At 62.1% G+C, this 24,071-nt stretch carries 21 protein-coding genes; 16 read left to right on the forward strand and 5 right to left on the reverse strand.

Going from position 1 to position 24,071, the window contains the following annotated elements:
• Positions 1 to 93: 93 nt before the first annotated feature.
• The 9 genes from QB905_RS14975 to QB905_RS15015 all read left to right on the forward strand — a co-directional run bounded on the left by QB905_RS14975 (position 94) and on the right by QB905_RS15015 (position 10,994).
• Positions 94 to 636 (forward strand): gluconokinase, encoded by a 543-nt coding sequence (locus QB905_RS14975; RefSeq protein WP_282976011.1) that lies wholly within the window; start codon positions 94 to 96, stop codon positions 634 to 636.
• Complete coding sequence (locus tag QB905_RS14980) at positions 633 to 1,997, forward strand: GntT/GntP/DsdX family permease (RefSeq protein WP_282976012.1); 1,365 nt, start codon at positions 633 to 635, stop codon at positions 1,995 to 1,997. The genes QB905_RS14975 and QB905_RS14980 overlap by 4 nt, the downstream gene beginning before the upstream one ends.
• Before the next feature lie 214 nt (positions 1,998 to 2,211).
• Entirely contained in the window at positions 2,212 to 5,310 is a 3,099-nt protein-coding gene (locus QB905_RS14985; RefSeq protein WP_282976014.1) for a glycosyl hydrolase family 28-related protein, read from the forward strand.
• Between the two features lie 83 nt (positions 5,311 to 5,393).
• The gene (locus QB905_RS14990; RefSeq protein ID WP_282976016.1) at positions 5,394 to 5,918 is read left to right on the forward strand and encodes a MarR family winged helix-turn-helix transcriptional regulator; all 525 of its coding nucleotides are present in this window, start codon (positions 5,394 to 5,396) and stop codon (positions 5,916 to 5,918) included.
• Complete coding sequence (locus QB905_RS14995; protein WP_282976018.1) at positions 5,915 to 7,336, forward strand: chloride channel protein; 1,422 nt, start codon at positions 5,915 to 5,917, stop codon at positions 7,334 to 7,336. Before QB905_RS14990 ends, QB905_RS14995 begins: the two co-directional genes overlap by 4 nt.
• Before the next feature lie 71 nt (positions 7,337 to 7,407).
• Positions 7,408 to 8,502 (forward strand): 8-amino-7-oxononanoate synthase, encoded by a 1,095-nt coding sequence (locus QB905_RS15000; RefSeq protein WP_282976020.1) that lies wholly within the window; start codon positions 7,408 to 7,410, stop codon positions 8,500 to 8,502.
• A complete protein-coding gene (gene bioD / locus QB905_RS15005) occupies positions 8,499 to 9,122 on the forward strand; it encodes a dethiobiotin synthase (protein ID WP_282976022.1) in 624 nt (207 codons plus the stop codon). The genes QB905_RS15000 and bioD overlap by 4 nt, the downstream gene beginning before the upstream one ends.
• Complete coding sequence (locus QB905_RS15010; RefSeq protein ID WP_282976023.1) at positions 9,119 to 10,393, forward strand: adenosylmethionine--8-amino-7-oxononanoate transaminase; 1,275 nt, start codon at positions 9,119 to 9,121, stop codon at positions 10,391 to 10,393. The genes bioD and QB905_RS15010 overlap by 4 nt, the downstream gene beginning before the upstream one ends.
• Positions 10,377 to 10,994, forward strand: a complete 618-nt coding sequence (locus tag QB905_RS15015) for a hypothetical protein (RefSeq protein WP_282976025.1) — start codon at positions 10,377 to 10,379, stop codon at positions 10,992 to 10,994. The genes QB905_RS15010 and QB905_RS15015 overlap by 17 nt, the downstream gene beginning before the upstream one ends.
• A gap of 247 nt (positions 10,995 to 11,241) precedes the next feature.
• Here the strand turns inward: QB905_RS15015 and QB905_RS15020 are convergent, their stop codons facing one another.
• Entirely contained in the window at positions 11,242 to 12,177 is a 936-nt protein-coding gene (locus tag QB905_RS15020; protein ID WP_282976027.1) for a glycoside hydrolase family protein, read from the reverse strand.
• A complete protein-coding gene (locus QB905_RS15025; RefSeq protein WP_282976029.1) occupies positions 12,177 to 12,959 on the reverse strand; it encodes an SDR family NAD(P)-dependent oxidoreductase in 783 nt (260 codons plus the stop codon). Before QB905_RS15025 ends, QB905_RS15020 begins: the two co-directional genes overlap by 1 nt.
• Before the next feature lie 862 nt (positions 12,960 to 13,821).
• Here QB905_RS15025 and QB905_RS15030 point away from each other — a divergent pair.
• The 5 genes from QB905_RS15030 to QB905_RS15050 all read left to right on the forward strand — a co-directional run bounded on the left by QB905_RS15030 (position 13,822) and on the right by QB905_RS15050 (position 19,450).
• Positions 13,822 to 15,039 carry a Fic family protein gene (locus tag QB905_RS15030; protein ID WP_282976031.1) on the forward strand — a complete coding sequence of 406 codons (1,218 nt, stop codon included), beginning with the start codon at positions 13,822 to 13,824 and terminating at the stop codon, positions 15,037 to 15,039.
• Between the two features lie 290 nt (positions 15,040 to 15,329).
• Entirely contained in the window at positions 15,330 to 16,034 is a 705-nt protein-coding gene (locus QB905_RS15035; protein ID WP_282976033.1) for a ParA family protein, read from the forward strand.
• A gap of 1 nt (position 16,035) precedes the next feature.
• Positions 16,036 to 16,422 carry a stability/partitioning determinant gene (locus QB905_RS15040; RefSeq protein ID WP_282976034.1) on the forward strand — a complete coding sequence of 129 codons (387 nt, stop codon included), beginning with the start codon at positions 16,036 to 16,038 and terminating at the stop codon, positions 16,420 to 16,422.
• A gap of 2 nt (positions 16,423 to 16,424) precedes the next feature.
• Positions 16,425 to 17,345: a replication initiator protein A gene (locus QB905_RS15045; protein ID WP_282976036.1), complete on the forward strand. Its 921-nt coding sequence runs from the start codon at positions 16,425 to 16,427 to the stop codon at positions 17,343 to 17,345.
• 722 nt (positions 17,346 to 18,067) lie between these two features.
• Positions 18,068 to 19,450 carry a glycoside hydrolase family 27 protein gene (locus tag QB905_RS15050; RefSeq protein WP_282976037.1) on the forward strand — a complete coding sequence of 461 codons (1,383 nt, stop codon included), beginning with the start codon at positions 18,068 to 18,070 and terminating at the stop codon, positions 19,448 to 19,450.
• Between the two features lie 109 nt (positions 19,451 to 19,559).
• On the opposite strand, the gene QB905_RS15055 is transcribed toward QB905_RS15050, so the two are convergent.
• The 3 genes from QB905_RS15055 to QB905_RS15065 all read right to left on the reverse strand — a co-directional run bounded on the left by QB905_RS15055 (position 19,560) and on the right by QB905_RS15065 (position 22,516).
• Positions 19,560 to 20,336, reverse strand: coding sequence for an ABC transporter ATP-binding protein (locus QB905_RS15055; protein ID WP_282976038.1), 777 nt, complete (start codon positions 20,334 to 20,336; stop codon positions 19,560 to 19,562).
• Entirely contained in the window at positions 20,336 to 21,154 is an 819-nt protein-coding gene (locus QB905_RS15060) for an ABC transporter permease (protein WP_282976040.1), read from the reverse strand. The genes QB905_RS15055 and QB905_RS15060 overlap by 1 nt, the downstream gene beginning before the upstream one ends.
• A 231-nt stretch (positions 21,155 to 21,385) precedes the next feature.
• On the reverse strand, positions 21,386 to 22,516 hold the full coding sequence (locus tag QB905_RS15065; RefSeq protein WP_282976041.1) for a putative urea ABC transporter substrate-binding protein: 1,131 nt from the start codon (positions 22,514 to 22,516) through the stop codon (positions 21,386 to 21,388).
• 232 nt (positions 22,517 to 22,748) lie between these two features.
• Between QB905_RS15065 and QB905_RS15070 the strand changes: the two genes are divergently transcribed.
• Both QB905_RS15070 and QB905_RS15075 read left to right on the forward strand, forming a co-directional pair.
• Positions 22,749 to 23,246, forward strand: coding sequence for a CopG family ribbon-helix-helix protein (locus tag QB905_RS15070; RefSeq protein WP_282976043.1), 498 nt, complete (start codon positions 22,749 to 22,751; stop codon positions 23,244 to 23,246).
• The gene (locus QB905_RS15075; protein WP_282976045.1) at positions 23,243 to 24,055 is read left to right on the forward strand and encodes an urea amidolyase associated protein UAAP1; all 813 of its coding nucleotides are present in this window, start codon (positions 23,243 to 23,245) and stop codon (positions 24,053 to 24,055) included. Before QB905_RS15070 ends, QB905_RS15075 begins: the two co-directional genes overlap by 4 nt.
• The last annotated feature ends 16 nt before the right edge of the window (positions 24,056 to 24,071 follow it).

A 24,071-nucleotide genomic window follows, 5' to 3' on the forward strand; every position in this document is an offset into this window, starting at 1 on the left:
CTCACCCGTCCGGAAACATGTCTTTTTTGAATATGACGCCAAAGCTTGAGGGGCCGGTTACAGGCTTTCCGCGTCAAGATTGAGGTTTTCCTGTTGATCCAGTTTCTTCCCGGCATTGTCATCATGGGCGTCAGCGGCTGCGGCAAATCCACCCTCGGTCAGCGGCTGGCCGCAGATCTTGGCTGCCGTTTCATCGAGGGCGACGACCTGCATCCGCAGGCCAATATCGACAAGATGGCCAGCGGCATCGCGCTGGATGATGACGACCGCTGGCCCTGGCTCAAACGGGTGGCCAGCGAACTCAGCCGCCCCGCCGGTCAGGCCGCCGATCAGGGCTGCGTCGTCTCCTGTTCGGCACTGAAGCGCAGCTACCGCGACGCCATCCGCCGCGAGGCCGGTGTCGGCGTGCTGTTCGTCTATCTCGAAGTCCCTGCCGCCACGCTCCACGACCGGCTCGTGCAGCGCCCCGGCCACTATATGCCGGCCAGCCTGCTCGACAGCCAGTTGGCCACGCTGCAAGCGCCGACACCCGATGAAGGCGCTCTGACGCTTGACGGCACGCAGCCGGTCAAGGCGCTGGCCGCCGCCGTCATGACCAGACTGGCAGCGGACGCACCCGGAGAAAGCGAATCATGACCAGCCCCTTAGCTGCCCTCTTCGGCCTGCAACCCATCGCCTGGGCGATGATCGCCGTCCTCATCTCGGTGGCCCTGCTGACCGTCATGATCGCCTGGGGCCGCCTTCAGCCGCTGCTGGCCTTTGTGGTGGCGGCACTGGTGGCGGCCCTGCTGCTCAATATGCCGCTCACCACCATACCCGGCGCCATCGAAAAGGGTATAGGCGACCTGCTCGGCTCGCTGGTGGTCATCATCTGTCTCGGTGCCGTTTTCGGCAAGCTGATCGCCGACAGCGGCGCCGCCCAGCGCATCGCCACCTGGCTGATCGGCGTGTTCGGCCCGAAGCGGGTGCCCATCGCGCTGACCCTGACCGGCTTCATTGTCGGCATTCCGCTCTATTACAATGTCGGCTTCGTCCTGCTGGTGCCGCTGATCTTTTCGCTGGTCTATCAATCCAAGCGCCCGGCCGTCGCCCTGGCCATTCCGCTGCTGGCCGGGCTGTCGATCGCCCACGGCTTTTTGCCGCCGCACCCCTCGCCCACCGCGCTGGTGGCGCAGTTTCACGCCGATATGGGCAAGACCCTGATCTATGGCCTGATCGTCGCCATCCCCACCCTGATCATTGCCGGGCCGGTCTTCGCCATGAGCCTCAAGGGCATCAGGGCCGAACCGGCGGCGATCTTCCATACAGAACCGCGCGCCGAAGCGGATCTGCCCGGCGTGTTCAACAGTTTCGCCACCGCCTTGCTGCCGGTCGTGCTGCTGGCCGCGGCCACCGGCCTGAGCCTGCTGGCAGTCAGCGATCCGGCGCTGAAAAGCCTGATCGGCTTTCTGGCCAATCCCACCATTGTCATGCTGATCGCCTATGCGGTGGCCGTCGTCACCCTGGGCATCGGGCGCGGTCAGGGCCTGCCCGCCGTCATGCAGGGAGCGCAAGGTGCCTTGCGCGATATTGCCCCCATCCTGCTGATCATCGCCGGAGCGGGCGCGCTGAAAGAGGTGCTGGTCGATTCCGGCGTCAGCGCCCAGCTCGGCGTCACGCTCGGCCACTTGCCCCTGCCGCCTCTGGTGCTGGCCTGGCTGGTGGCCACCCTGATCCGCATCTGCCTTGGCTCGGCCACTGTGGCGGGCGTCACCGCCGCCGGGATCGTGGCGCCGCTGGTGCAAAGCACCGGCGCGGATCCCTGCCTGATGGTTCTGGCCGTTGGCGCCGGCAGCCTGATGTGCAGCCACGTCAATGATTCCGGCTTCTGGATGTTCAAGGAATATTTCGGCGTGTCGCTGAAGGACACGTTTCTCTCGTGGTCGCTGATGGAAACCCTGGTCGGACTGTTCGGCCTGTTGTTTATTCTGCTGCTGCAAAACGTCCTGCACCCTTAGAGCGGTTTGCATTCTGATTGAATCGGTCAAAGGCATGCAAACCGCTCTACATTTTACGTTTTTTCCGCATCTCGCCTTCAATTTGTAAGTCAAATTAAACGCTCGTTGCTCTGGAGCCGAATGACTTTAAAACAGGCGCGTTACTCTGTTCTAACCTCTTGATTACGCCTCATGGTTCGAGGCTTAAAAATAAAAACACAGGTATGGATCCCCCATGAAAGCCCAGATGAAAGCCCAGATGTTCGCCCGGAAACTCCCGAAAAGGCTTAAGGTCAGCGCCTCGGTCGCTGCGCTGATCGCGCTGGCCGCCCTGCCCGGTCTGGCCTTCGCCGCGACCAGCCCCGCACCGTCGCATTCGGTTTTCCTGACCCGTCCTGATGATCCGCACGCCATCATCGCTAGGGCCAGCGGCGACGGCAAGACCGACGACACCGCCGCCCTGCAAGCGGCCATCGACAGCGCCGCCCATTCAGGCGATGGCGGCCTCGTCTTCCTGCCGTCGGGCCGTTACCGCATCACGCGCACCCTGCTGGTGCCGCTGGCCGTGCGCATCTATGGTTATGGCCCCACCCGCCCCGTGCTGGTGCTGGCCGATAATACACCCGGCTTCCAGACCGGCGTGGCCAATATGGTCGTCTTTACCGGCGGCGACATCTATGTGTCGGGCAAGGTGCCCGTGCCGGTCATGTCGGCTGTGCCCTATAGCGACACGGTGCGCGACGCCAATTCCTCGACCTTCTATTCGGCGCTCAGCAATGTCGATTTCGAGATCGGCGACGGCAATCCCGCCGCCGCCGCCGTGCGGATGCGCACCGCCCAGCATTCCTTCCTCAGCCACGTCGATTTCCATATCGGATCAGGTCTGGCGGGGCTTTATATGGCTGGCAATGAAGGCGAAGACCTGCATTTCTATGGCGGGCGCTACGGCATCCTGACCGAAAAGACCTCGCCCGCCTGGCAATATACGCTGATCGATTCCAGCTTCGACGGCCAGCGTGACGCCGCCATCCGCGAGCACGAGGCCGACCTCACCCTCGTCCATACCGACATTCGCAACACGCCTGTCGGCATCGAGATCGACCAGGGCTACAGCGATTCCCTGTGGGGCAAGGATGTCCATTTCGACAATGTCTCGAAGGCCGCCGTCATCATCAGCAATGAGGCCAGCGCCTTCACCCAGATCGGTTTTGATCACGCCACAGCGCGCAATACACCCGTCTTTGCCCGCTTCCGTGACAGCGGCAAAACCCTGCCCGGCCAGGGAAAAGCCTATGCGGTCAGCCGCTTCACCTACGGGCTGAACGTCTCAGCTCCCGGCGAAATGGGCCAGATGGCCACCGACATCGCCATGACCCCGCTGTCGGGCCCGTCACCCGTTACGCCCAACGCCATCCGCGCCCTGCCGCCGGTGGCGCAATGGGTCAGCGCCACGACCTTCGGCGCGAAAGGCGACGGCACGACCGACGACACCGCCGCCCTTCAGGCCGCCATTGACGCAAGCCCCGTCGTCTATCTGCCGATGGGCTTTTACCGCGTCACCGACACCCTGCATCTCAAGCCCGACACCGTGCTGCTGGGCCTGCATCCCAGCCTGACGCAACTGATCCTGCCCGACAGCACACCGGCCTTTATGGGCGTCGGCCCGGCCAAAGCCCTGCTGGAAAGCGCGAAAGGCGGGGCGGCGGTCGTTTCGGGCATCGGCCTGTCCACCGGCGTGATCAATCCGCGCGCCACGGCCCTGCTGTGGAAGGCGGGGGCGGATTCACTGGTCGATGATGTCAAGATTCAGGGCGGCCACGGTACGCAACTGGCCAATGGGGCGCGCGTCAACCCCTATGCCGCCGCGCCCGGTTTCGACCCGACCGCCGAATGGGATCGCCAGCACCCCAGCATCTGGGTCACCGATGGCGGCGGCGGCACCTTCGCCGACATCTGGTCGCCCAATACCTATGCCCAGGCCGGTTTCTATGTCAGCAACACCACCACGCCCGGCCACGTCTATGAGCTGTCGGCCGAGCACCATATGCGCAACGAAATCGTCCTCGACCATGTGCAGAACTGGGAGTTTCTGGCCCCGCAGACCGAGGAAGAGGTGCGCGAAAGTCAGGATACGGTGTCGCTCGACATCCGCAATTCATCGCATCTGCTGTTCGCCAATTATCACGGCTACCGCGTCACGCGCACGATCAAACCGGCCCTCAGCGCCATCCGGCTGCAAAATTCCGGCGATTTGCAGTTCCGCAATGTCCACGTCAATGGCGAAAGCGGTTTTGCGATCTGCGACGATAATGGCTGCGGCACCTATCTGCGCGCCAGCAAGTTCCCATTCGACAATGCCCTGATCGACGTGACGCATGGCGGGCTTGAGGTGCGCGAACGCGAATTTGCCACGCTCGATATTCCCGCCGCTACGCCCGCCACGCCCGCAACCTCTTCGGCCTCGCCTAGCGTCACCAGGCTGGAAGATGGTTTTTATTCGATTTCGGGGGCCGCCGTCGATGGCGCGGGCAAGCTCTATTTCGTCGATCACCGCTTCCAGCGCATCTATAGCTGGTCGCAGGCGCAGGGGCTGGCCATTGTCCGCGATGCGCCGCTCGATCCGGTCAATCTGGCCTTCGATGCGTCGGGCAATCTGCTGGTTCTGTCCTCCGATGGGCCAGAAGCCACGGTTTACAGCTTCCGTCCCGATCAACCCGGCAGCACCATCAGCCTGATCGCCCCGACGCCGGTGGCCGATCACCCGCAGGCCGTCATGGCCCTGCCCGGCAATCTGTGGGACAATGGCGAGTTCCGCGACCAGATCGATCCGAAGACCTACCGGTTCACCACGCTGGCCGAAATGTTCGCCCGCGACATGGCCCTGCCCAAGGCGCGCGAATATGTCTCGCCCGACGGCTCGCTGGTTCTGCCCGCCTTCCGCGTCTATCAGCAGGGGCCGTCCAACCACCTCGGCTGGCGCTTTTCCGATACGCTCGATACCTATGGTTTCGTGACGGCCAAAGCAGGTCAGCGCCTCTATGTCGTCAACGGTTCGGAGGACAAGACCTATAGCGCACTGGCGGGCAAGGGCGGCACCCTGACCGATCTCAAGCCGTTCGCCGATCGCGGCGGCGAGAGCGTGGCGGTCGATGCGGCGGGCAATGTCTATGTCGCCAATGGCCAGGTCTTCGTCTATGCCCCGGATGGCCGCGAAATCCGCCGCATCGATGTGCCGGAAAGGCCGCTGCAACTGATCTTCGGCGGGCCGGATGGCAAGACCCTGTTCATCCTGACCCATCACGCGCTGTACGCCGCCAGCCCCGCCTCGTCCTGAGGCGGTAAAAAACCTGACGCAACGGGCTGGACAGCCGTCGTCGTGCAATATATAGGCCCCCATTATATGGGAGCCTATATATTATGTCCGCGCCTGAAGACGAGCTGAAAACCGAGCTGAAAACCGAACGGGCGGGCCCTGCCGGTCAGCCGCAGATCATCATGGACGCCCTGCGCCGCATCGTGCAGAGCCTGCGCCATGCTTCGGCCCGCCATGAGCGCGATTCCGGCCTGACCAGCGCGCAGGTCTTTTTGCTGAAAACCCTGCACGCCCGTCCCGGCGGTTCGGTCAATGATCTGGCGGCGGCGGCCCATACGCATCAGAGCACGGTGTCCGAAATCGTGGCGCGGCTGGAAGGCAAGGGGCTGATCGCGCGCCGCGCCGCGCCGAACGACCGCCGCCGCGTCGAACTGCGGCTGACGCCACAGGGTGAGCAGAGCATCGCCACCGGCGGCCATACGCCGCAGGAAGCCTTGCTGGCCGCCATCGCCGTCCTGCCCGACGCACAGCGCACCGCCCTGGCCGAGGGCTTAAGCGCCCTGATCGCCACCGCCGGTCTGGACGGCGAAACCCCGCATCTTTTCTTTGAATCTCAGGAGACGCCATGAGCGCCGACGCGCTGAAAAAAGCTTCGACCACACCCGGCCTGCCCCTGTCGCTCGGCATAGGGCCGCTGATCGAAAAGGCCGATGTCGAAACCCATCCGCGCGCCCTCGATGCGCGCAGCCTGCTGATCTGCCTCCTGGCCATAGCGCTGGGCGCCCTGATCACGCCCGTGGCGCGCGCCCTGATGCTGCTGATCGGGCTGATCACCAATCTCGTCTTTTACGGGCGCGTGTCGGGCGATCTTGTCTCACCGGCGGGCAGCCCGCTTGGCGTGTTTATCGTTGTCGTGCCGGTGATCGGCTCGGTTCTGGTCGGCCTGATGGCGCGTTATGGCGCAAAAGCCATTCGCGGCCACGGCATTCCCGAAGCGATGGAGCAGATCCTTAACAATGACAGCCGCATTCCGGTGCGCATGACCTTTTTAAAGCCCTTGTCCGCAGCCATCGCCATCGGCACGGGCGGCCCGTTCGGCGCCGAAGGCCCGATCATCGCCACAGGCGGCGCGCTCGGTTCGCTGCTGGGCCAGGTGATCCATGTCAGCGCCCATGAGCGCAAGACCCTGCTGGCGGCGGGCGCGGCGGCGGGCATGACCGCCATCTTCGCCACGCCGTTTTCAGCCATATTGCTGGCTATCGAACTTCTGGTGTTCGAGTTCCGGCCGCGCTCCTTCATTCCCATCGCCCTGGCGGCCCTGACGGCGATCTGGCTGCAGCCCTATCTGTTCGGCGTCCATCCGGTCTTCGCCGTGCCGCACCTGCCCGCCGCACCTCAGGCGGCGCTGATCGGTTATGCGCTGGAAGGCCTGATCATGGGCGGGCTGGCGGTCTGTATCGCGCGCGCCACCTATCTGGTCGAAGACCTGTTCGAGACGTTGCCCCTGCACTGGATGTGGTGGCCCGCCATAGGTGGCCTCGCGGTCGGGCTGATCGGCCTCGTTTCGCCGCACACACTGGGCGTCGGCTATGACAATATCGAGCGCATTCTGAGCGGCCATTTCCTCGGCACGGCGCTTCTGGTCTTCTGCCTGTTCAAGTTTCTGTCATGGTCGATTGCGCTGGGCAGCGGCACATCGGGCGGCACACTGGCGCCGATCTTTACCATTGGCGGCGGTTTAGGCGTGCTGATCGGTCAGGGATTGAGCAGCATGGGCCTCGGCGTCGATGTGCGCATGGCCGGTCTGGTCGGCATGGCGGCCTGCTTTGCCGGGGCATCGCGCGCCCTGTTCGCCTCGATCCTGTTCGCGCTGGAAATCACCGGCCAGTTCAGCCCGCTTGTGCCGCTGATCGCAGGCTGCGTCACCGCCTATCTCGTTTCGGCCTTCCTGATGCGCACCACCATCATGACCGAAAAGCTGGCCCGGCGCGGCACGCATGTACCTTCAGACTATGTGGCGGTGGCGACAGGCTCCCGAAAACCCTGAAGGGACGCCATTGTGACTTGCCTTGGCGGCGGCGGGCGTTACAAGGACGCACCTTTCCCCTCTGAGGCCCCATGACGGATTTCGCCGCCGAACTTGCCCGCCTGCGCGCCGCCGACCGTTACCGCAGCCTGAACCTGCCGGGCGGTATCGACCTGTCGTCGAATGACTATCTCGGCCTGTCGCGCCATCCGGCCCTGGCGCAGGTGGCGATTGCGGCCCTGCAAAACGGTCTGAGCGCCGGGGCCACCGGTTCGCGCCTGCTGCGCGGCCACCAGCAGGCCCATGCCGAACTCGAAGCCTTCGCCGCCCGCTATTTCGATGCGCCGCGCACCCTGTTCTTCGCCAATGGCTTTCAGGCCAATTACGCCCTGATCACCACACTGATCGACCGCCATGATGTGGCGATTTTCGATAGTCTCTGCCACGCCAGTATGCGCGACGGCCTGCACGCCAGCCATTGCCGCAGCCTGAAGGTGCGCCACAATGACCTCGATGCGTTTGAGGCCGCCCTGCAAAAACCGCGCTCAGGCCGGGCCTGGGTGCTGATCGAGTCGGTGTACAGCATGGAGGGCGATGTGGCCCCGGTGGCCGAATTGCTGGGCTTATGCGAACGCCATGACGCCATGCTGATCGTCGATGAAGCGCACGGCACAGGCGTCTTTGGCGCGCATGGGCGCGGCGTCAGCGAGGGTCTGGCCCATGAACGCCTGATCAGCCTGCACACCTGCGGCAAGGCGCTCGGCGTCGCGGGCGGACTGGTCTGCGCGCGCGCCGACATCATCGAGTATCTGATCAATTTCGCCCGCCCCTTCATCTATTCCACCGCCCCCATGCCGCTTCAGGCCGTGCTGGTGCAAAAAGCGCTCGAACTGGTGCGCGACGAACCCGAACGGCGCGAACGGCTCCTTGGCCTGCAAGGCTTTGCCGCCGAACGCCTGAAGATGGCGGTATCGAGCCCGATCATCCCCATCCTGATCGGTGAGGACGCCAAAGCCGTCGCCATCGCACACAGCCTGCAACAGCAGGGCTTTGACATCCGCGCCATCCGCCCGCCCACCGTGCCCGCTAGCACGGCGCGCCTGCGTTTGTCGCTCAATGCCGGTCTGACGCCGGACGACATCGCCGCTTTCGCCACCGCCCTCTCGCCGCTGCTGGAGACGCCATGAGCCGTTTCATCATCACCGGCACCGATACGGGCATCGGCAAGACGGCGGTTTCGGCCATGCTGACGCTTTCGCTTCATGCCGATTACTGGAAGCCGATCCAGTCTGGAGCCGAAGACGGCACCGACCGTAACACGGTACAAAGCCTGACCGGCCTGCCCGATGCGCGCTTCCTGCCCGAAGCCTATATCCTGACCCAGCCCCTGTCGCCGCACCGCGCCGCCGAACTGGACGGCGTGGCGATCGACGAAGCCCGCCTGGCCGTGCCGCCCACGTCCAACCCGCTGATCATCGAAGGGGCGGGCGGCCTGCTGGTGCCGGTGACGCGCCAGCTTTTGCAGATCGACCTGTTCAAAGCTTGGGACGCGCCGCTGATCCTGTGCGCCCGCACCGGGCTTGGCACGATCAACCACACGCTTCTCTCCATTGAAGCCCTGCGCGCCCGCCACATGCCCTTGCACGGCCTCATCTTTATCGGCGACGATAATACCGATAATATCCGCACCATCGCCGACACCTCCGGCGCGCGCGTGCTGGGCCGCCTGCCCCGGCTGGAGCGGCTGGACAAAGACGCCCTGACAGCCGCCTTCGCCGATCATTTCCACAAGGCCGATTTCCCATGACCTCCCCCCTCTGGCATCCGTTTACGCAGCACGCCCTCATGCCGGAACAGGTGTTTATCGACCGGGCTGAGGGTGCCTATCTCTATGATCGCTCAGGAAAACGCATTATCGACGCCATTTCCTCATGGTGGGTCAATATTCACGGCCATAACCATCCGAAGATCGTCAGCGCCGTACAGGCGCAGGCCGCGCAGCTTGACCAGATCATCTTCGCCGGTTTCACCCACGCCCCCGCCGAAGAACTGGCAGCCAGGCTGGTGGCCCTGACCGGCCCCGAACTGACGCGGGTGTTTTTCTCCGACAGCGGTTCCACCGCCGTTGAGGTGGCCCTGAAAATGGCGCTCGGCTACTGGACGCATAAGGGCAAAGCGCGCGGTGGCATCGTCACGCTCGATCACGCCTATCACGGCGATACGTTCGGCGGCATGTCGGTGGGCGGGCGCAGCGTTTTCAACGCCGCCTATGAGCCGATGCTGTTCGATGTCCACCGCCTGCCCTGCCCCATGCCGGGCGCTGAGCACCTGACCGTCGAAGCATTCGAGCGGCTTTTGCAGACGCAAGGCGACGACATGGCCGCCCTGATCCTTGAGCCGCTGGTGCTGGGGGCCGCCGGTATGCTGATGTACAGCCCCACCACCTTGCGCGCGCTTTATGATCTGTGTCAGCGCTATGGCGTGCTGTTCATCGCCGATGAGGTGATGACCGGCTGGGGCCGCACCGGCACGCGCTTCGCCTGCGATCAGGCGGGGATCACGCCCGATATTGTCTGCCTGTCCAAAGGCTTAACCGGCGGCTACCTGCCCCTGGCCGTCACAATGGCCAGCGAAGAGATTTACCAGGCCTTTTATAGTCCCGACCGCGCCAAGACCTTCTTCCACTCCTCGTCCTTTACCGGCAATCCGCTGGCCTGCGCCGCCGCCAATGCGTCACTGGCCCTGTGGGACGAAGAGCCGGTGATGGCGCGCATCCAGACCCTGCATCGCCAGCAGGCCGCCCTGATCCCGCATCTCGCCGCCCGCCCGGACGTGACGAATATCCGCCATACCGGCACGATCCTCGCCTTTGATCTGCGCGTTGACGATCCCGGCTATCTGTCGGGCATCGGGCCGAAGCTTTATCGTTATTTCATCAACCACGGCATTCTGTTGCGTCCGCTCGGTGAAACCCTTTATATGCTGCCACCCTATTGCGTTACGAAAGACGATCTGGATGTTATTGTCGCAACCCTTGACGGCGCCCTTGATGCTCTCGCGCATGGCGAGCTTGAATAGCGAGCAGGAGACGCCGTTTTACGACTTTCTGACGGCTGTCATCGCCCGGCCTGACGACCACATCCGCTTTCTCAACCTGTTGTCTTTGCTCGAACATACCGGCAGCCGCAAGATCATGCTGTCGCAGATGAAGGGTATATTGACGCAGGATATTCTCAAGCATCTGGCTGAGGAAACGCGCCATGCCTTCTTCTTCAAGCGCGAGGCCGAGAAGCTGGCCATGCGCCCGCTCGAAGGCTATCCGCCCGCCGATACGATGTGCGCAGGCCCCGGCCAGCTCTATTTCGGCCGGCTGGATGCGGGCCTGACAGGCGGTTTTCCGGCCAAAAGCCACGCCGAAATCGGCTATCTGTGGGTGTCTCTGGTGGTCGAGCTGCGCGCGCTCTGGGTCTATCGCCTGTACCAGAAGGCGCTCAGCGCCGCCAGCTATCCCCTGCCGCTCAAAGGCATTATCGCCGAGGAAGACAACCACCTGATCAGCATGGTGGAGCGGCTCGACGAACTGGGTTTCGATACCGAAGCCGCCCTCGCTCCCGCCTGTGAGCTTGAAAAGCACCTGTTCGGCAAGCTGTTCGGTCATCTGCGTTCGGCGGTGCTCTGACCGCCCATAAACCGCGATAAGTTAGAGCGGTCTGCATTCTGATTGAATCGGTCAAAGGCATGCAATCCGCTCTATGTTTTACATTTTTCCGCATCTCGCATTCAATTTGTAAGTCAAATTAAACGCTCGTTGCTCTAGAGCGGTCTGCATTCTGATTGAATCGGTCAAAGGCATGCAACCCGCTCTACATTTTACGTTTTTCCGCATCTCGCATTCAATTTGTAAGTCAAATTAAACGCTCGTTGCTCTAGCTTCGGCGCAGGCGGGCCCGCGACAGGCGCTGGTCTTCGAGCGAATAATAGAGCCAGATATTGCCCTGATCGACGATGGCCGAGGCGGCGAAGGCAATATCGGTATCGGTGCGGTTGCTGGTGGGCGGCGGGGTCAGCAGCGGCTGGATACAGCGATCAACCACGCTCAGGCAATCGGGCGAAAACGCCACCCAGCCGATGCGCCAGCGCGCATCGCGCGTCGCGCCGTTGTAAAACATGACCGGCCTTGCGGGATCGTCCATCAGCATCGGCCCGGTCGAGAGGTGCCAGTTGTCCCAGCCGTCCTCGCGCGGCAGAAACGGGGCCGGTTTTTCCTGCCACGGCCCATCAACATCGGGGCCGATGGCCAGACCGATGCGCGACGCCTCATCGGCGGCATATTCGTAAAAGAGTCGCCACTGGCCATCACGGGTGCGCCCGACCGTCGCCTCCTTGGTATTGCCCATCGACTTGCTGGAGGCCAGGGCCACGCCGTTCTTCTTCAGGCTTTGCAGGTCAGGCCCCGTGGCGTAAAACAGTTCGCCGTGCGTCATATCGGCGCTCACCCCGGTATAATAGACGAGATAGCCGCCCTCAGCCAGACAGACCACGGTCGGATCCTCGACCCCGCCCGTATCATTGGGCTGCGGGCCGCCGATAATCGAAGGCTCGTCAAACATATCGAAGGTCACGCCGTCATGGCTCCAGCCGGCCCAGATCTGGCCGGTATCGGTCTGCGGCTGATCCTTCGCGGGCACGGCGCGCACCATGATGCCGAAACGGCCATCAGCCTCCTGCCAGACATAGGGGCTCATCAGGCTCCGCCCGCACAGGGCCAGCGGGCCGTTCAGCCAGACGCCCTGTATCTCCTCGACATTGAAATCGAGGCTCTGACTGGCTTTTTGCATCTTGTCTTTTTTGGGCTTGTTCATCAGGCACCGACTCCGAGCAGCAGCGACAGGCCACCATCAATGACGATGCTGGCGCCGGTAATATAGCCCGCCTCTTCCGAAGCCAGCCACAGGGCAAGCCGCGCCACCTCTTCGGGCTGACCGGCGCGCTGCATGGGAATGTTTTTCTCCAGCTTTTTGCGGTAGGCCTCGTCCTGCATGGCGCGGGCATTCATCGGCGTCAGGATCATGCCCGGCTCGATGGCGTTGATGCGCACACCGCGCGCCGCCTCCTCGATCGCCAGTGTTTCAACCAGATTTTTCAGCCCGCCCTTGGCCGCGCCATAGGCCGCCCCACCGGCCCTGACCACCTCGGCATGGATCGAGGAAATGTGCAGGATGGCGGCGGGGACTGCGCCCTCGCCCCGGCCCTTCAGAAACCGTTTCGAGGTCAGGAACGCACCGGTCAGATCGGTATCGATACGCAGTCGCCAGTCGGCCAGACTCATCTCGCGCACATGGACGCCCTGCATATTGACGCCCGCCGAATTGACCAGCACCTGAGCCGGGCCATAGTCGGCCTCGGTGGCGGTGAAGGCGGCCTCCACCGAGGCCTCGTCATCGACCGAACACTGTACGATGCGGGCGTGGCCGCCCCTGGCGCGCGCTTTCTGGGCCACGGCCTCGGCGGCGGCCCTGTCCTGATGGTAAAGAATGGCCACCCGGTCGCCTGCCCCGGCAAAGGCCATGACGCAGGCCGCCCCTATGCCGGAATCGCCGCCGGTGACGATCACACATCTGCCCTGTGCCTTATCCGATGCCATATTCCGTCTCTTTATATCTGCTTTGTGGCACTATATTGCCGCAGCCAATCTAGGGAGAGCGCGCCTCTGAATCCTATAGGGTTTAGGGCTTTAGAAATAAATTTCCGGTGCTGCATTTAATAAGTACCCAAATATTGGTGAATATTTGCAATATAATTTTGAAATTAAAGCCTGTTTCTCATATTTATCCGAAAGTATCTCAATAGAAATATTTCAATTTAGAAATATATAATCACCGTAATCGACCATTAGGTCTGAATATATACAAACCGAGACGCGAATGCACGTAAAGCGCCAAAGTCATATTTACATAATATTTATATCAGCGCCCGGTTTCAGTCTCACCTCTTCATGGTTTTCGCCTGAAGCGTCTGGTGTCGCTGACAAGTGGGCGGGTTCATTGCCTGCCCTCAAACCTTCCGGCCGTTAGAGCGTGTTCCGATCTGATTGGATCAGATCGGCGCTCTAAGCTTATGTTTTTACGCGCATCCCGAAAAGTGCGTCACACTTTTCGGGATGCGCTCTAGAGCAACGAGCGTTTAATTTGACTTACAAATTGAAGGCGAGATGCGGAAAAACGTAAAATGTAGAGCGGGTTGCATGCCTTTGACCGATTCAATCAGAATGCAGACCGCTCTAGTCAAGAAAGGTGACCCCGTTGGTTGTCGCCGCCCCCCTCCCCTTCTTCGCTTCGCTCGATCGGAAGGGTGGCAGACGGCACAGCCGACGCAGGTGTCTATTTCTTAGCGGACATGATAGCGGACACAGAACCGGTCATATAAACGGCCTTGTTATAAATTTATTGATATTATATAAGATATTATAAACCCTGATGACCGGCATTTATAACGGACATAACATCATGATCGATCGCGGCGAACATGTCGGGCTGATGGAGCCGGTCATTCCCGGCAGCGCGGCGCGCGGGCGCGGCGAGCTGATCGATCTGGCCCTCGAACTGGCGCAGCAATCGGCGGGTTTCCGCCGCAGCCTGCCGCCGGAAATCGCCACCTCCTTAAGCGATCTCGTCCGGGCGATGAACTGCTATTACAGCAATCTGATCGAGGGCCACAACACCCATCCGGTCGAGATCGAAAGGGCGCTGCAACAGGATTACAGCACAGACAGCGCCAAGCGCGACCTGCAACTGGAGGCCGCCGCCCATATCGCCGTCCAGGCCTGGATAGATAAGGGGGGGATAGACAAGGGGGGGATTGATAAGGGCGGACTTGCGTGTGATCCGCTCAGCACCGCCGCCATTTTCGAGATTCACCGCCGCTTTTACGACCACCTGCCCGACAGCCTGAAATGGGTCGAAAACCCCGATACGGGCCAGCGCATCGCGGTGACGGGCGGGGCGGCGCGCACGCTCGATGTCCGCGTCGGACGCCATGTCAGCATCAGCCCCGGCGCCGTCATGCGCTTCATGGCAAGGCTTGAAGAGGCGTTTCGCCATCTCGGCAAGGCGGAGCGGATCATGGCCACGGCGGCGGCCCATCATCGTCTGTTGTGGATCCACCCGTTTCTCGACGGCAATGGCCGGGTGGCCCGCCTCGTGTCACATGCCATGTGGCTGGAGCCGCTCGAAACCGGCGGCCTGTGGTCGGTGTCGCGCGGCCTGGCCCGTCAGGTCGAAACCTATAAGCGCCATCTGGCCCAGTGCGACGAAGGCCGTCAGGGCGACCGCGACGGTCGGGGCAATCTGAGCGAGGCCGCCCTCGTCGATTTCACGCGCTTCTTCCTGCAAACCGCGCTCGATCAGGTGCGCTTCATGGAGAGCCTCGTCCAGCCAGACCGGCTGCGCGCCCGGCTCAGGCTATGGGCGCAGGAAGAGATGGCGCTGGGCACCCTGCCCGCTCGCTGCAACCTGTTGCTCGACGCCCTGCTCTATCGCGGCGAAATCCAGCGCGGCGATGCAGCGGCGATCACCGGCCTTGGTGAGCGGCAGGCGCGCCGCGTCCTGTCGGCCTTAAGCGATGCCGGCGTGCTGGCCTCGCCCTCTCCGCGCGGCGCCATCCGGCTGGCCTTCCCGGCACGACTGGCCGGGCGCTGGATGCCGGGCCTTTTCCCCGAAGCCTGAATCAGACTATCAGATAGCTACCGGATAGCGGTTAGCTATCTTACGTCTTTACGGCTAGCTATCCGCTAGCTGGCCGAAAGCTTTTGTCTATCTGTTAAGTATATATTAGCTTTCGGAAAGCTATGGGTAAGTTGTCTGGTGACTATCTGGCGGCTTTACGGAAGCTTTCTAACCTCAGCCGAATCAGGCTAGCTTCACTGCAAGCATAGGCTATCGGCCAGCTACCAGATAGCCGTCCGCTATCCGTCCGGGTTCACAAAGCCACCTGTGCGCAAATTCAAAGGAAGACCATGCCCGTCATCTCGTTCATTTCCCCCAAGGGCGGGGTCGGCAAGACCACCGCCGCCACGCTGCTGGCCACGCAACTGGCGCGCAAGGCCCGCGTGATCGTCATCGACGCCGACCCGAACCGGCCGATTGCCGCCTGGTCGCAACTCAAGGGCTGCCCGGAAAACCTGACCATTATTTCCGACGCCAATCAGGAAAACATCCTCGACAAGATCGAGCAGGCCGCCGCCGAAGCGCCGTTTGTGGTCGTCGATTGCGAAGGCACGGCGTCGCTGACCGTCGCCTATGCCATCGGCGCCTCCGATCTGGTGGTGGTGCCGACGCAAGGCTCGCAGCTTGACGCCAAACAGGCCGCCAAGGCCTTGTCTCTGATCAAGAATACCGAGCGCCAGTCGCGCCGCCCGATCCCGCACGCCGTCCTGTTGACCCGCACCAATCCGGTCATCAAACCGCGCACCCTGACCAGCATCCACCAGCAATTGCGCGACCACGGCGTCAGCCTGTTCCAGACCCAGATGCACGAGCGCGAGGCCTTCAAGGCGATGTTTTCGTTTGGCGGCACCTTAGAAGGCCTCGACCGCGCCCAGGTCAATAATATCGACAAGGCCATCAGCAATGCGCGCAGTTTCGCCGCCGAGGTGATCGATATTCTCAAAGGCGGGGAGGGGGCGCAAACCCCCGCCGCCACCAGCACAAAGGTCGCCTGATATGACCCCCGACACAAGCAGCGAAACCCATAGCCAGCGCGCCTCGATCTTCGACGATGATCTCGATCTCGACCTGTCGGCCTTTGCGCCGCGCAGGCCCGAAAACGTCAAGCCCGACAAGGAGGCCTTGCGCACGGTCGCCGAATCGCGCGGTTTTTCGAGCCGCGAACCGGTCAGCGCGCCGCCCGCCGCCCCCGAACCGCAGCTTCAGCGCCGTTACCGCACCGGGCGCAACCGCCAGCTCAATCTGAAGGTGACCGACGAGGCGCTGCGCCGCTTCTACGCCCTGGCCGATGCGCAGGGCCTGGTGCTGGGTGAGGTGTTCGAGCAGGCCGTCAGCGCCCTGGAAGACGCCCTGAAAGCCGCTGATAAGACCGGGCGCCCCTGATCATGGCCAGGCGTCACGCAGAAAGCCAGTTCGACCTGTTCATCCCGCTGATCAGCGACCTGTCGCTGAAAGACCAGCGTGAAATCATGGAGCGGCCCTTCTTCTCGCTCGCCAAGCGCAAGCGGCTGAAACCGATCGAATATACCTCACCGGACGGCGATACCTGGGTCAAGGTGTCGGGGAATGCCGAATTCGGCATCGCCACCATCTGGGACGCCGATGTGCTGATCTGGGCGGCGTCGCAGCTCAACCGCATGAAGGAGCAGGGGGTCAATGACCTGCCGCGCACCCTGCGCACCACCTCCTATGACCTGTTGCGCGCCATCAAACGCGATACGGGCGGCAAGAGCTATCAGGAGCTGCACGCCGCCCTGCAAAGGCTGGAATCGACCACCATCCAGACCTCCTTGCGCGCCCCCAAGCGCAAGGACAAGGCGCAGTTCGGCTGGATCGACGCCTTTCAGTTGGAGGTCGATCCCGAAACAGAGGCCCCGCGCGGCATTTCGATCACCCTGTCGGACTGGGTCTATCAGGGCATTGTCACCGACAAGGCGCTGCTGACCATGCACCAGGACTATTTCCTTTTGACCGGCGGCATGGAGCGCGCCCTTTACCGCGCGGCCCGCAAACACGCCGGTGAACAGGAGCAGGGCTGGACGTGCCGGGTGTCCTTGCTGCACGAAAAGACCGGATCGGACAGTCCGCTCAAACAATTCACCTATCTGCTGAAGCGCGTCATCGCCAAGAATGCCCTGCCGGAATATGTGATGAGCCTGACCAGGGTGGCCGATGGTTCGCCCGCCGTGCATTTTGTCCGCCGCGATATAGGGGTGCGGACAGATATTCGTGAGGAACTGAAGCGGCTGGAACGGCTGAACGCCGAAGACCGCCGCCGCCTCGAACTGGATGGTCTGGAAAGATAAGGGCTTGTGGAAAAGCCGTCGGGGGAACAGTGACTTTTTACGGCGCAGATGTCGGGGGAACAGTGACCGGACTTGACACCATCTGTCGGGGGATTAGTGACCGATTCGCACCGGCTGGCGGGCGGCTGAGTCGGGGGAACAGTGACCGGATCAGGCTGATTCGCGCAAAACACGGCCAAAAGCGCCACGCGCCGCTGGAAAAGCGGTTTTCGGGGGAACAGTGACCGATTATCCCCGCTGTTTTGGCTGTGCAGGCGTCCTTCCGGGCCTGCGGATTCATCCCGCCCTGTGGATACAGGCGGGCCGGGCGGGCAAAATCATCGGGGGAACAGTGACCTTCACCACGGGGGATTGATGACTGGACAGGCGGGGGAACAGTGACGAAATCACGGGGGAACAGTGACCGGACACTCTCATATGTCTATGATTTAAAAGGTGTTTTTGCCGTTTATTTCAACCTTAACTTACTTAACTTGACTCCTTAACAAGAGTCTTTAACGCGCCGGAGAACGGGCAGGGGTCAGGGCGCGTCACTGGCCTCGCCGACCCGAAAGACGGTCGGCGGGCCAGACCGGTCAAAAAGAGCGGGAAAAAGCCGGGTGTTTGCGGCGCATTGTGGTCAAAAACCGGCAGCCAGCGGCGATAAGCCTCAGGACTGGACAGGCAGGCGGCAGGCGGTTCATATTGTCTTACAAAAAAGGCCAGTTCAGGAACCACGCAGCATGACATCCGATAAGCTTCATCTCTCACGGCGCGGGCTCTTGGGCGGTCTGGCCCTGACCGGAGCGATCACCACCCGTTTGGGTACGCAGGCTTCAGCGAAGGTGGCCGACAGCGCCCCCGCCGGGCTGGCCGCAACCCCGCCAATGGGCTGGAATAGCTGGAACAGCTTCGCCACCACCATCACCGAGGCGCAGGCCCTGCAAACGGCGCGCATTATGGCCGACAGGCTGCTGCCGCACGGCTATCATGTCTTCACCATCGACATCCAGTGGTATGAGCCGGACGCGACGAGTTACACCTACAGCGCCAAACCGCAACCGGTGATGGATGGCTATGGCAGGCTTTTGCCCGCCCCCAATCGCTTTCCGTCCAGTGCCGATGGCAAGGGTTTCAGCGCCATTGCCGATCAGGTGCACGCGCTGGGCCTCACCTTCGGCATTCACCTGATGCGCGGCATTCCGCGTCTGGCGGTCGAGCGCAACCTGCCGGTGTTCGGCACAGCCTATCATGCCCGCGACATCGCCAATACGGCCAGCACCTGTCCGTGGAACCCCGATATGTACGGCGTTGATATGCGAAAGCCCGGCGCGCAGGCCTATTATGACAGCGTATTTGCCCTCTATGCCGGCTGGGGCGTCGATTTCGTCAAGATGGACGATATGAGCCGTCCCTATGACGCCCACGCGCCGGAAATTGAGGCCGCCCATGCCGCTATCGTCAACAGCGGGCGACCGATCATTTTGAGCCTGTCGCCCGGCGAAACCCCGCTGCCGCGCGCTGATCATGTCAAGCGCTTTGCCCAGATGTGGCGCATCAGCGATGATTTCTGGGACGAATGGCCGCTGTTGGAGGCGCAGTTCACCCGGCTGGAAAACTGGAACGCCCACCGCAGCCCCGGTGCCTGGCCCGATGCCGACATGCTGCCCCTGGGGCGGCTGGCTTTGGGCCAGCGCGACAGCAAATTTACGCCGGATGAGCAGAAAACCCTGATGACTCTGTGGTCGATTGCGCGCTCGCCGCTGATCATGGGCGGCGACCTGCGCTATCTCGACGACGCCACGCTTTCGCTGCTGACGAATGACGAGGTGCTGGCCGTCAATCAGCACAGCCACGATAATCAGCCGCATTTCTTTGCCGACGGCACGCGCATCTGGACGGCGCGGGCGGAGAATAACGACGCCTATCTGGCCCTGTTCAACACAACCGACGCCGAAAAGGCGGTCGGTTTCGATCCGGGTGTGATCGGGCTTTCAGGGGGGCTTTCAGGCACGGTGGCGGTGCGCGATCTGTGGGCGGGCAGGGCGCTTGCACCGGTACAGGGTTCAGTGAGCGCCACCTTGCCGCCACATGGCGCGGCCCTGTATCGCCTGAGCCCGGCCTAGGGCGGTCTGCATTCTGATTGAATCGGTCAAAGGCATGCAATCCGCTCTATATTTTACGTTTTTCCGCATCTCGCCTTCAATTTGTAAGTCAAATGAAACGCGCGTTGCTTTAGGGCGCGGGCAGGGCGCCCGACAGTTGCGCCAGAATGGCCGGATCGGGCAGGGCCTTGCGGTCGAGCGGCAGGTCGTACACGGCGGTTGAGCCATAGCGGTGCGGCGTCTGCGGGTCGTGGCGGCGCTTGTCGAAGGCCAGGACGCGCGTGCCCAGCTTGAAGGCCTCCTTGATGTCGTGCGTCACCATCAGCACGGTCAGGTTCTGCTCCTGCCACAGCCGCGTGATCAGTTCGTGCATGTCGAGGCGGATGCCGGGATCGAGCGCGCCGAACGGTTCATCGAGCAGCATGACGCGCGGTTTTTTGATCAGGGCCTGCGCAATGGCCAGCCTTTGCTGCATCCCGCCCGATAGCTGGCCCGGATAGACGTGCAGGCTGTGTTCCAGCCCCACCGCCGCCAGCATCTCCTCGGCCAGCAGGCGCGCCTCCTTGCGGCGTTTGCCAAATAGCGTGCCAAGAAGGGGCGAGGCGGCGAATTCGAGGCCCAGCACCACATTGTCGCGCACGCTCAAATGCGGAAACACCGAATAGCGTTGAAAAACGACGCCGCGATCCGGCCCCGGTTCGGGCGAAAGAGGCTTGCCGTCCAGCTCGACCGTGCCCTTGGTCGGCGATTCCTCGCCTAAGACCAGCCGCAAAAACGTGCTCTTGCCCGCGCCCGACGGGCCGATGATCGAGACGAAACTGCCCTCGGCAATATCGAGCGAAACGCGCTCCAGCACGATCTTCTCGCCATATTCGACCCAGACATTCTTGAACGACAAAAAGGCCATCAGCCCGCCTTCCTGTGCGCCCAGGGGAAGCTTTCGCGGCTCAAGGCGCGCAGCACGAAATCCATCATCAGGGCCAGTATGGCGATCCACGCCACATAGGGCAGGATGATGTCCATCGCCAGATAGCGCCGCACCAGAAAGATGCGGTAGCCCAGACCGACATCCGACGCGATGGCCTCGGCGGAAATCAGGAACACCCAGGCGGGCCCCAGCGACAGGCGCACGCTGTCGATCAGGCGCGGCAGGATCTGCGGCAGCACGACGCGGATGGCCAGTTGCCAGGTGCTGGCCCCCAGGGTCTGGGCCTTGACGATCTGCTCACTGGGCAGGGCGGCGACGCAGGCGGCCAGATCGCGCACCATAAAGGGGGTGATGCCGATAATGATCAGGATCACCTTCGAGGTTTCGCCCAGGCCAAAGGCGATGAACAGGATCGGCAGGACGGCAATCGGCGGAATGACGGCCAGGGTCGCCACAAACGGCGAAAAGCTGGCGCGCACCAGCGGCACAATGCCCAGCGCCATGCCGATAACCAAAGCCAGAACGGTGGAGATCAGGATGCCGAGGCCGAGGCGTTGCAGGCTGGCCAGTGTGTCGGCCACCATCAGCACATGGCCGGTCATCGGGTCTTGCGTGAAGGCCATTTTGGCGAAGCTGGCGGCCATTTGCGACAGGGTGGGCAGCACCTTGTCGGCGGCATTGGCAGCGTGGCGCAAGGTGGCGGCGTGGACATACACCAGAAAGGCGGCCATCAGGGGCAGGCTGCCCAGCACAAAGGCCAGCCCCCCTTTCGGGGTGATATTCACCAATCGGCGCATACGGCACTCACGGGTTGGAACTTGAGGGTATCGGAAGAAAAGGTGCAGACATAGTCTTCAATCGCTTCCCCTCTCCCCTCGGTGAGGGGAGAGGACGGGAGGCTTGCGCGAAGCGTAAGGTGACCGGGTGAGGGGCATGTCTGGCGTATATAAAGAGCCCCTCATCCGCCCTTCGCTTCGCTCCGGCCACCTTCTCCCCTCTTGAGGGGAGAAGGGAAAGGAAAGCGCATCCTAAAGCGTATTATTCTCCGCCTCTTCCGTATAGGTCGGATCGAAGCGCAGGGTGACATGGGACGCATCACCCAGCGTCTTGTTGCCGGGGAAGGCGATGCCGATGGCGTCCACCGAGGTGGCGCTGGGGCCATATAACCCCTTGGCGAAGCTGAATTTGCGCACCTTGTCCATCGTGTCTTCCAGCGCCTGTGAATCAAATTCCTTCACGGCGGCGTCAGGCGTGGCATAGAGATAGGTGGTCGAAAGCTGGCTGTCGAAATCGGCGGGCGTGGTGCCCGACAAGGCGGCCATAGCGGCGCGCGCCTTGGCCCCTTCGGGCGTCTTGGCGGTCATGATCTTCATCGTGTCGAACCAGATACCGGCCAGCGCCTTGCCGAGCTTCGGATTGGCCTTCAGCGTGGCCGTATCGACCGCCATCAGATCGAGAATTTCGCCGGGAATTTTCGACGAATCAAACACTTCGGTGGCGCCCTTGACCTTTTTGAGCTGCGAAAGCTGCGGGTTCCACGTCACCACATTTTTAATGTCGGGGCTGGCAAAGGCGCTGACAATATCGGCGTCGCCCGTATTGACGGTCTTCACGTCCGACAGCTTCAGCCCGGACATTTCCAGCCCGCGCGCCAGCAGATAGTGCGACACCGAAAACTCGACCAGATTGACCGTCTGGCCCTTGATGGCGCTTAAGGACTTGGCGTCCTTCATGATGATGCCGTCATTGCCGTTGGAATAGTCGCCGATGATGATGGCGCTGGTATCCTTGCCGCCCGCCGCCGGAATGGTCAGGGCGTCCATATTGGTGACGGTCACGCCATCCAGCTTGCCCGCCGTATATTGGTTGATCGATTCCACATAGTCATTGACCTGGATGATATTGATCTTGATGCCGTACTTGTCTTCCCATTTCTTGACGATCCCCGCCTGTTCGGCATAGGGCCAGGGCATCCAGCCGGCATAGATCGACCAGCCGATATTGAAGGTGTTCTTGGCGACGCCGGTGGCCGGTGCGGCGGCGGCGCTGTCGGAAGCCGGAGCCTCGGCCTTCTTGGCGGCGGGGCTACAGGCGGACAGGGCGGCGGCGGTGAGCAGGGCCATCAGGCCGCAGCTAAGAGCTTTGTGCGAAATTGACATCGGGCTTTTCGACTCCGGGAGGGTGACAGCGGGGCAGGCGTATCAGATAGGCGTCAGTATTACTAATTTTAAAATTCATCGCATTTGTGCGCTGCAATCGACAATGGCCAATTCAGGGAGGGCGTCCAATCACAAGGATGAAACAAATGGAAATGTTTATTTTCAATCCGGTGCTTCCTATTAAAAATATTATCAAATAAGGTATTGGTAATATCGCAAATCGGATACCAGAATGAGCGTTTCAGACACCAGCAACCTGGCCCGGCTGAGCATGACATTGCCAGCCGATCTCTTTGAATCTCTTGATCAAATGATCGCAGAGCGCGGCCTGAAATCGCGCTCAAGCCTGATCGTTGAGCTGATACGCGGCGCGGTGGCCGACCACGCCGAAGCCTCGCGCCCCGATGATGTGGTGGCGGGCACGGTCACCATGACCTATCGCTCGGACGCCGGTACGGTGCGCCACCGCATTGCACAAAAACAGCGCGATTATCTGAAGGAGGTCATCTCCTCGCAGCACATATTTTTAGAAAACGATCAGTCGCTTGAGGTGCTGCTGGTGCAGGGGCCGCCGCAGAAACTGGCCGATCTGTGCGATGATCTGCGCCGGGTGCGCGGCGTCTATCAGGTCAAGCTGGTCACCACGGTGGCCCTGCTGCCGCAACTGCACGATCATGCCGGGGGTGGGGCTGAGGGCGCGCATATGGATTCCGAAAGACAAGCGCAATGACGACCACAGCCGATCCGAAAAGCGCTCAGGCCCATGCCCGTTCTCAGGCCGGTACGCAGGTTGAGGCCATGCCGGTTGTGCCCGCCCGCGCCGCCGATGCCCCCGAAGGCGCTGAGGTCATCTGGGAAGAAACCATCGCGGCGGGCGGCTATAGCCACAAATGGCTGAAACGCGGCGCATCTGTGCGCCTGATCGACGTGCATGGCGATGGCTGTCTGTCCATGCTGCTCTTCAATGCCGAACTGCCGACCGAGCGGCTCAATGTCGCCGACACGATCAAGGTGCAGTGGAACGGCTATCTCGGTCAGGGCAGGCTGCTCCTGTCCGATATGGGCCGGGTGATGATGAGCATTGTCGCCGATGAGGCGGGCACGCATGATGTGTTTTGCGGGGCCTCCAATCCGGCGGCCTATACCCGCAAATACGGCGAGGGGGATAATTACGGCCCGCACCCCAATGCGCGCGACCGCTTTATGCTGGCCGTCGGCAAGTACGGTCTGGGCCGCAAGGACGTGCATCCGTCGATCAACTGGTTCAAGGGCGTGCGCATTGCCGAAGATGGCGCAACCCAGCCCGACATCGGCCCGTTTGCCCCCGGTCGCAGCCTGATTTTGCGTGCCGAAATGGATGTGATCATCGTATTGGCCAATACGCCGCATGTGCTCGATCCGCGCCCCGATTACACGGTGACGCCCGTGCGGGTGACGGCCTGGCGCGGGCCGGTGACGCCGCCCGACGACGCCATTCGCAACGCCACGCCGGAGGGCCAGCGCGCCTTTCTCAACACCGAAGATTTTTATGAGCGTTAAGAAGATGACCGAAGAT

Origin of the sequence: Asticcacaulis sp. EMRT-3 (assembly GCF_030027245.1) — a bacterium.
GTDB lineage: Bacteria > Pseudomonadota > Alphaproteobacteria > Caulobacterales > Caulobacteraceae > Asticcacaulis.

Excerpts from the sequence above, each read along its gene's own strand:
- QB905_RS14980 (WP_282976012.1), top strand. The coding sequence starts at position 633 with ATGACCAGCCCCTTAGCTGCCCTCTTCGGCCTGCAACCCATCGCCTGG.
- QB905_RS14985 (WP_282976014.1), top strand. The coding sequence starts at position 2,212 with ATGAAAGCCCAGATGAAAGCCCAGATGTTCGCCCGGAAACTCCCGAAA.
- QB905_RS14990 (WP_282976016.1), top strand. The coding sequence starts at position 5,394 with ATGTCCGCGCCTGAAGACGAGCTGAAAACCGAGCTGAAAACCGAACGG.
- QB905_RS14995 (WP_282976018.1), top strand. The coding sequence starts at position 5,915 with ATGAGCGCCGACGCGCTGAAAAAAGCTTCGACCACACCCGGCCTGCCC.
- QB905_RS15000 (WP_282976020.1), top strand. The coding sequence starts at position 7,408 with ATGACGGATTTCGCCGCCGAACTTGCCCGCCTGCGCGCCGCCGACCGT.
- bioD (WP_282976022.1), top strand. The coding sequence starts at position 8,499 with ATGAGCCGTTTCATCATCACCGGCACCGATACGGGCATCGGCAAGACG.
- QB905_RS15010 (WP_282976023.1), top strand. The coding sequence starts at position 9,119 with ATGACCTCCCCCCTCTGGCATCCGTTTACGCAGCACGCCCTCATGCCG.
- QB905_RS15015 (WP_282976025.1), top strand. The coding sequence starts at position 10,377 with ATGGCGAGCTTGAATAGCGAGCAGGAGACGCCGTTTTACGACTTTCTG.
- QB905_RS15020 (WP_282976027.1), bottom strand. The coding sequence starts at position 12,177 with ATGAACAAGCCCAAAAAAGACAAGATGCAAAAAGCCAGTCAGAGCCTC.
- QB905_RS15025 (WP_282976029.1), bottom strand. The coding sequence starts at position 12,959 with ATGGCATCGGATAAGGCACAGGGCAGATGTGTGATCGTCACCGGCGGC.
- QB905_RS15030 (WP_282976031.1), top strand. The coding sequence starts at position 13,822 with ATGATCGATCGCGGCGAACATGTCGGGCTGATGGAGCCGGTCATTCCC.
- QB905_RS15035 (WP_282976033.1), top strand. The coding sequence starts at position 15,330 with ATGCCCGTCATCTCGTTCATTTCCCCCAAGGGCGGGGTCGGCAAGACC.
- QB905_RS15040 (WP_282976034.1), top strand. The coding sequence starts at position 16,036 with ATGACCCCCGACACAAGCAGCGAAACCCATAGCCAGCGCGCCTCGATC.
- QB905_RS15045 (WP_282976036.1), top strand. The coding sequence starts at position 16,425 with ATGGCCAGGCGTCACGCAGAAAGCCAGTTCGACCTGTTCATCCCGCTG.
- QB905_RS15050 (WP_282976037.1), top strand. The coding sequence starts at position 18,068 with ATGACATCCGATAAGCTTCATCTCTCACGGCGCGGGCTCTTGGGCGGT.
- QB905_RS15055 (WP_282976038.1), bottom strand. The coding sequence starts at position 20,336 with ATGGCCTTTTTGTCGTTCAAGAATGTCTGGGTCGAATATGGCGAGAAG.
- QB905_RS15060 (WP_282976040.1), bottom strand. The coding sequence starts at position 21,154 with ATGCGCCGATTGGTGAATATCACCCCGAAAGGGGGGCTGGCCTTTGTG.
- QB905_RS15065 (WP_282976041.1), bottom strand. The coding sequence starts at position 22,516 with ATGTCAATTTCGCACAAAGCTCTTAGCTGCGGCCTGATGGCCCTGCTC.
- QB905_RS15070 (WP_282976043.1), top strand. The coding sequence starts at position 22,749 with ATGAGCGTTTCAGACACCAGCAACCTGGCCCGGCTGAGCATGACATTG.
- QB905_RS15075 (WP_282976045.1), top strand. The coding sequence starts at position 23,243 with ATGACGACCACAGCCGATCCGAAAAGCGCTCAGGCCCATGCCCGTTCT.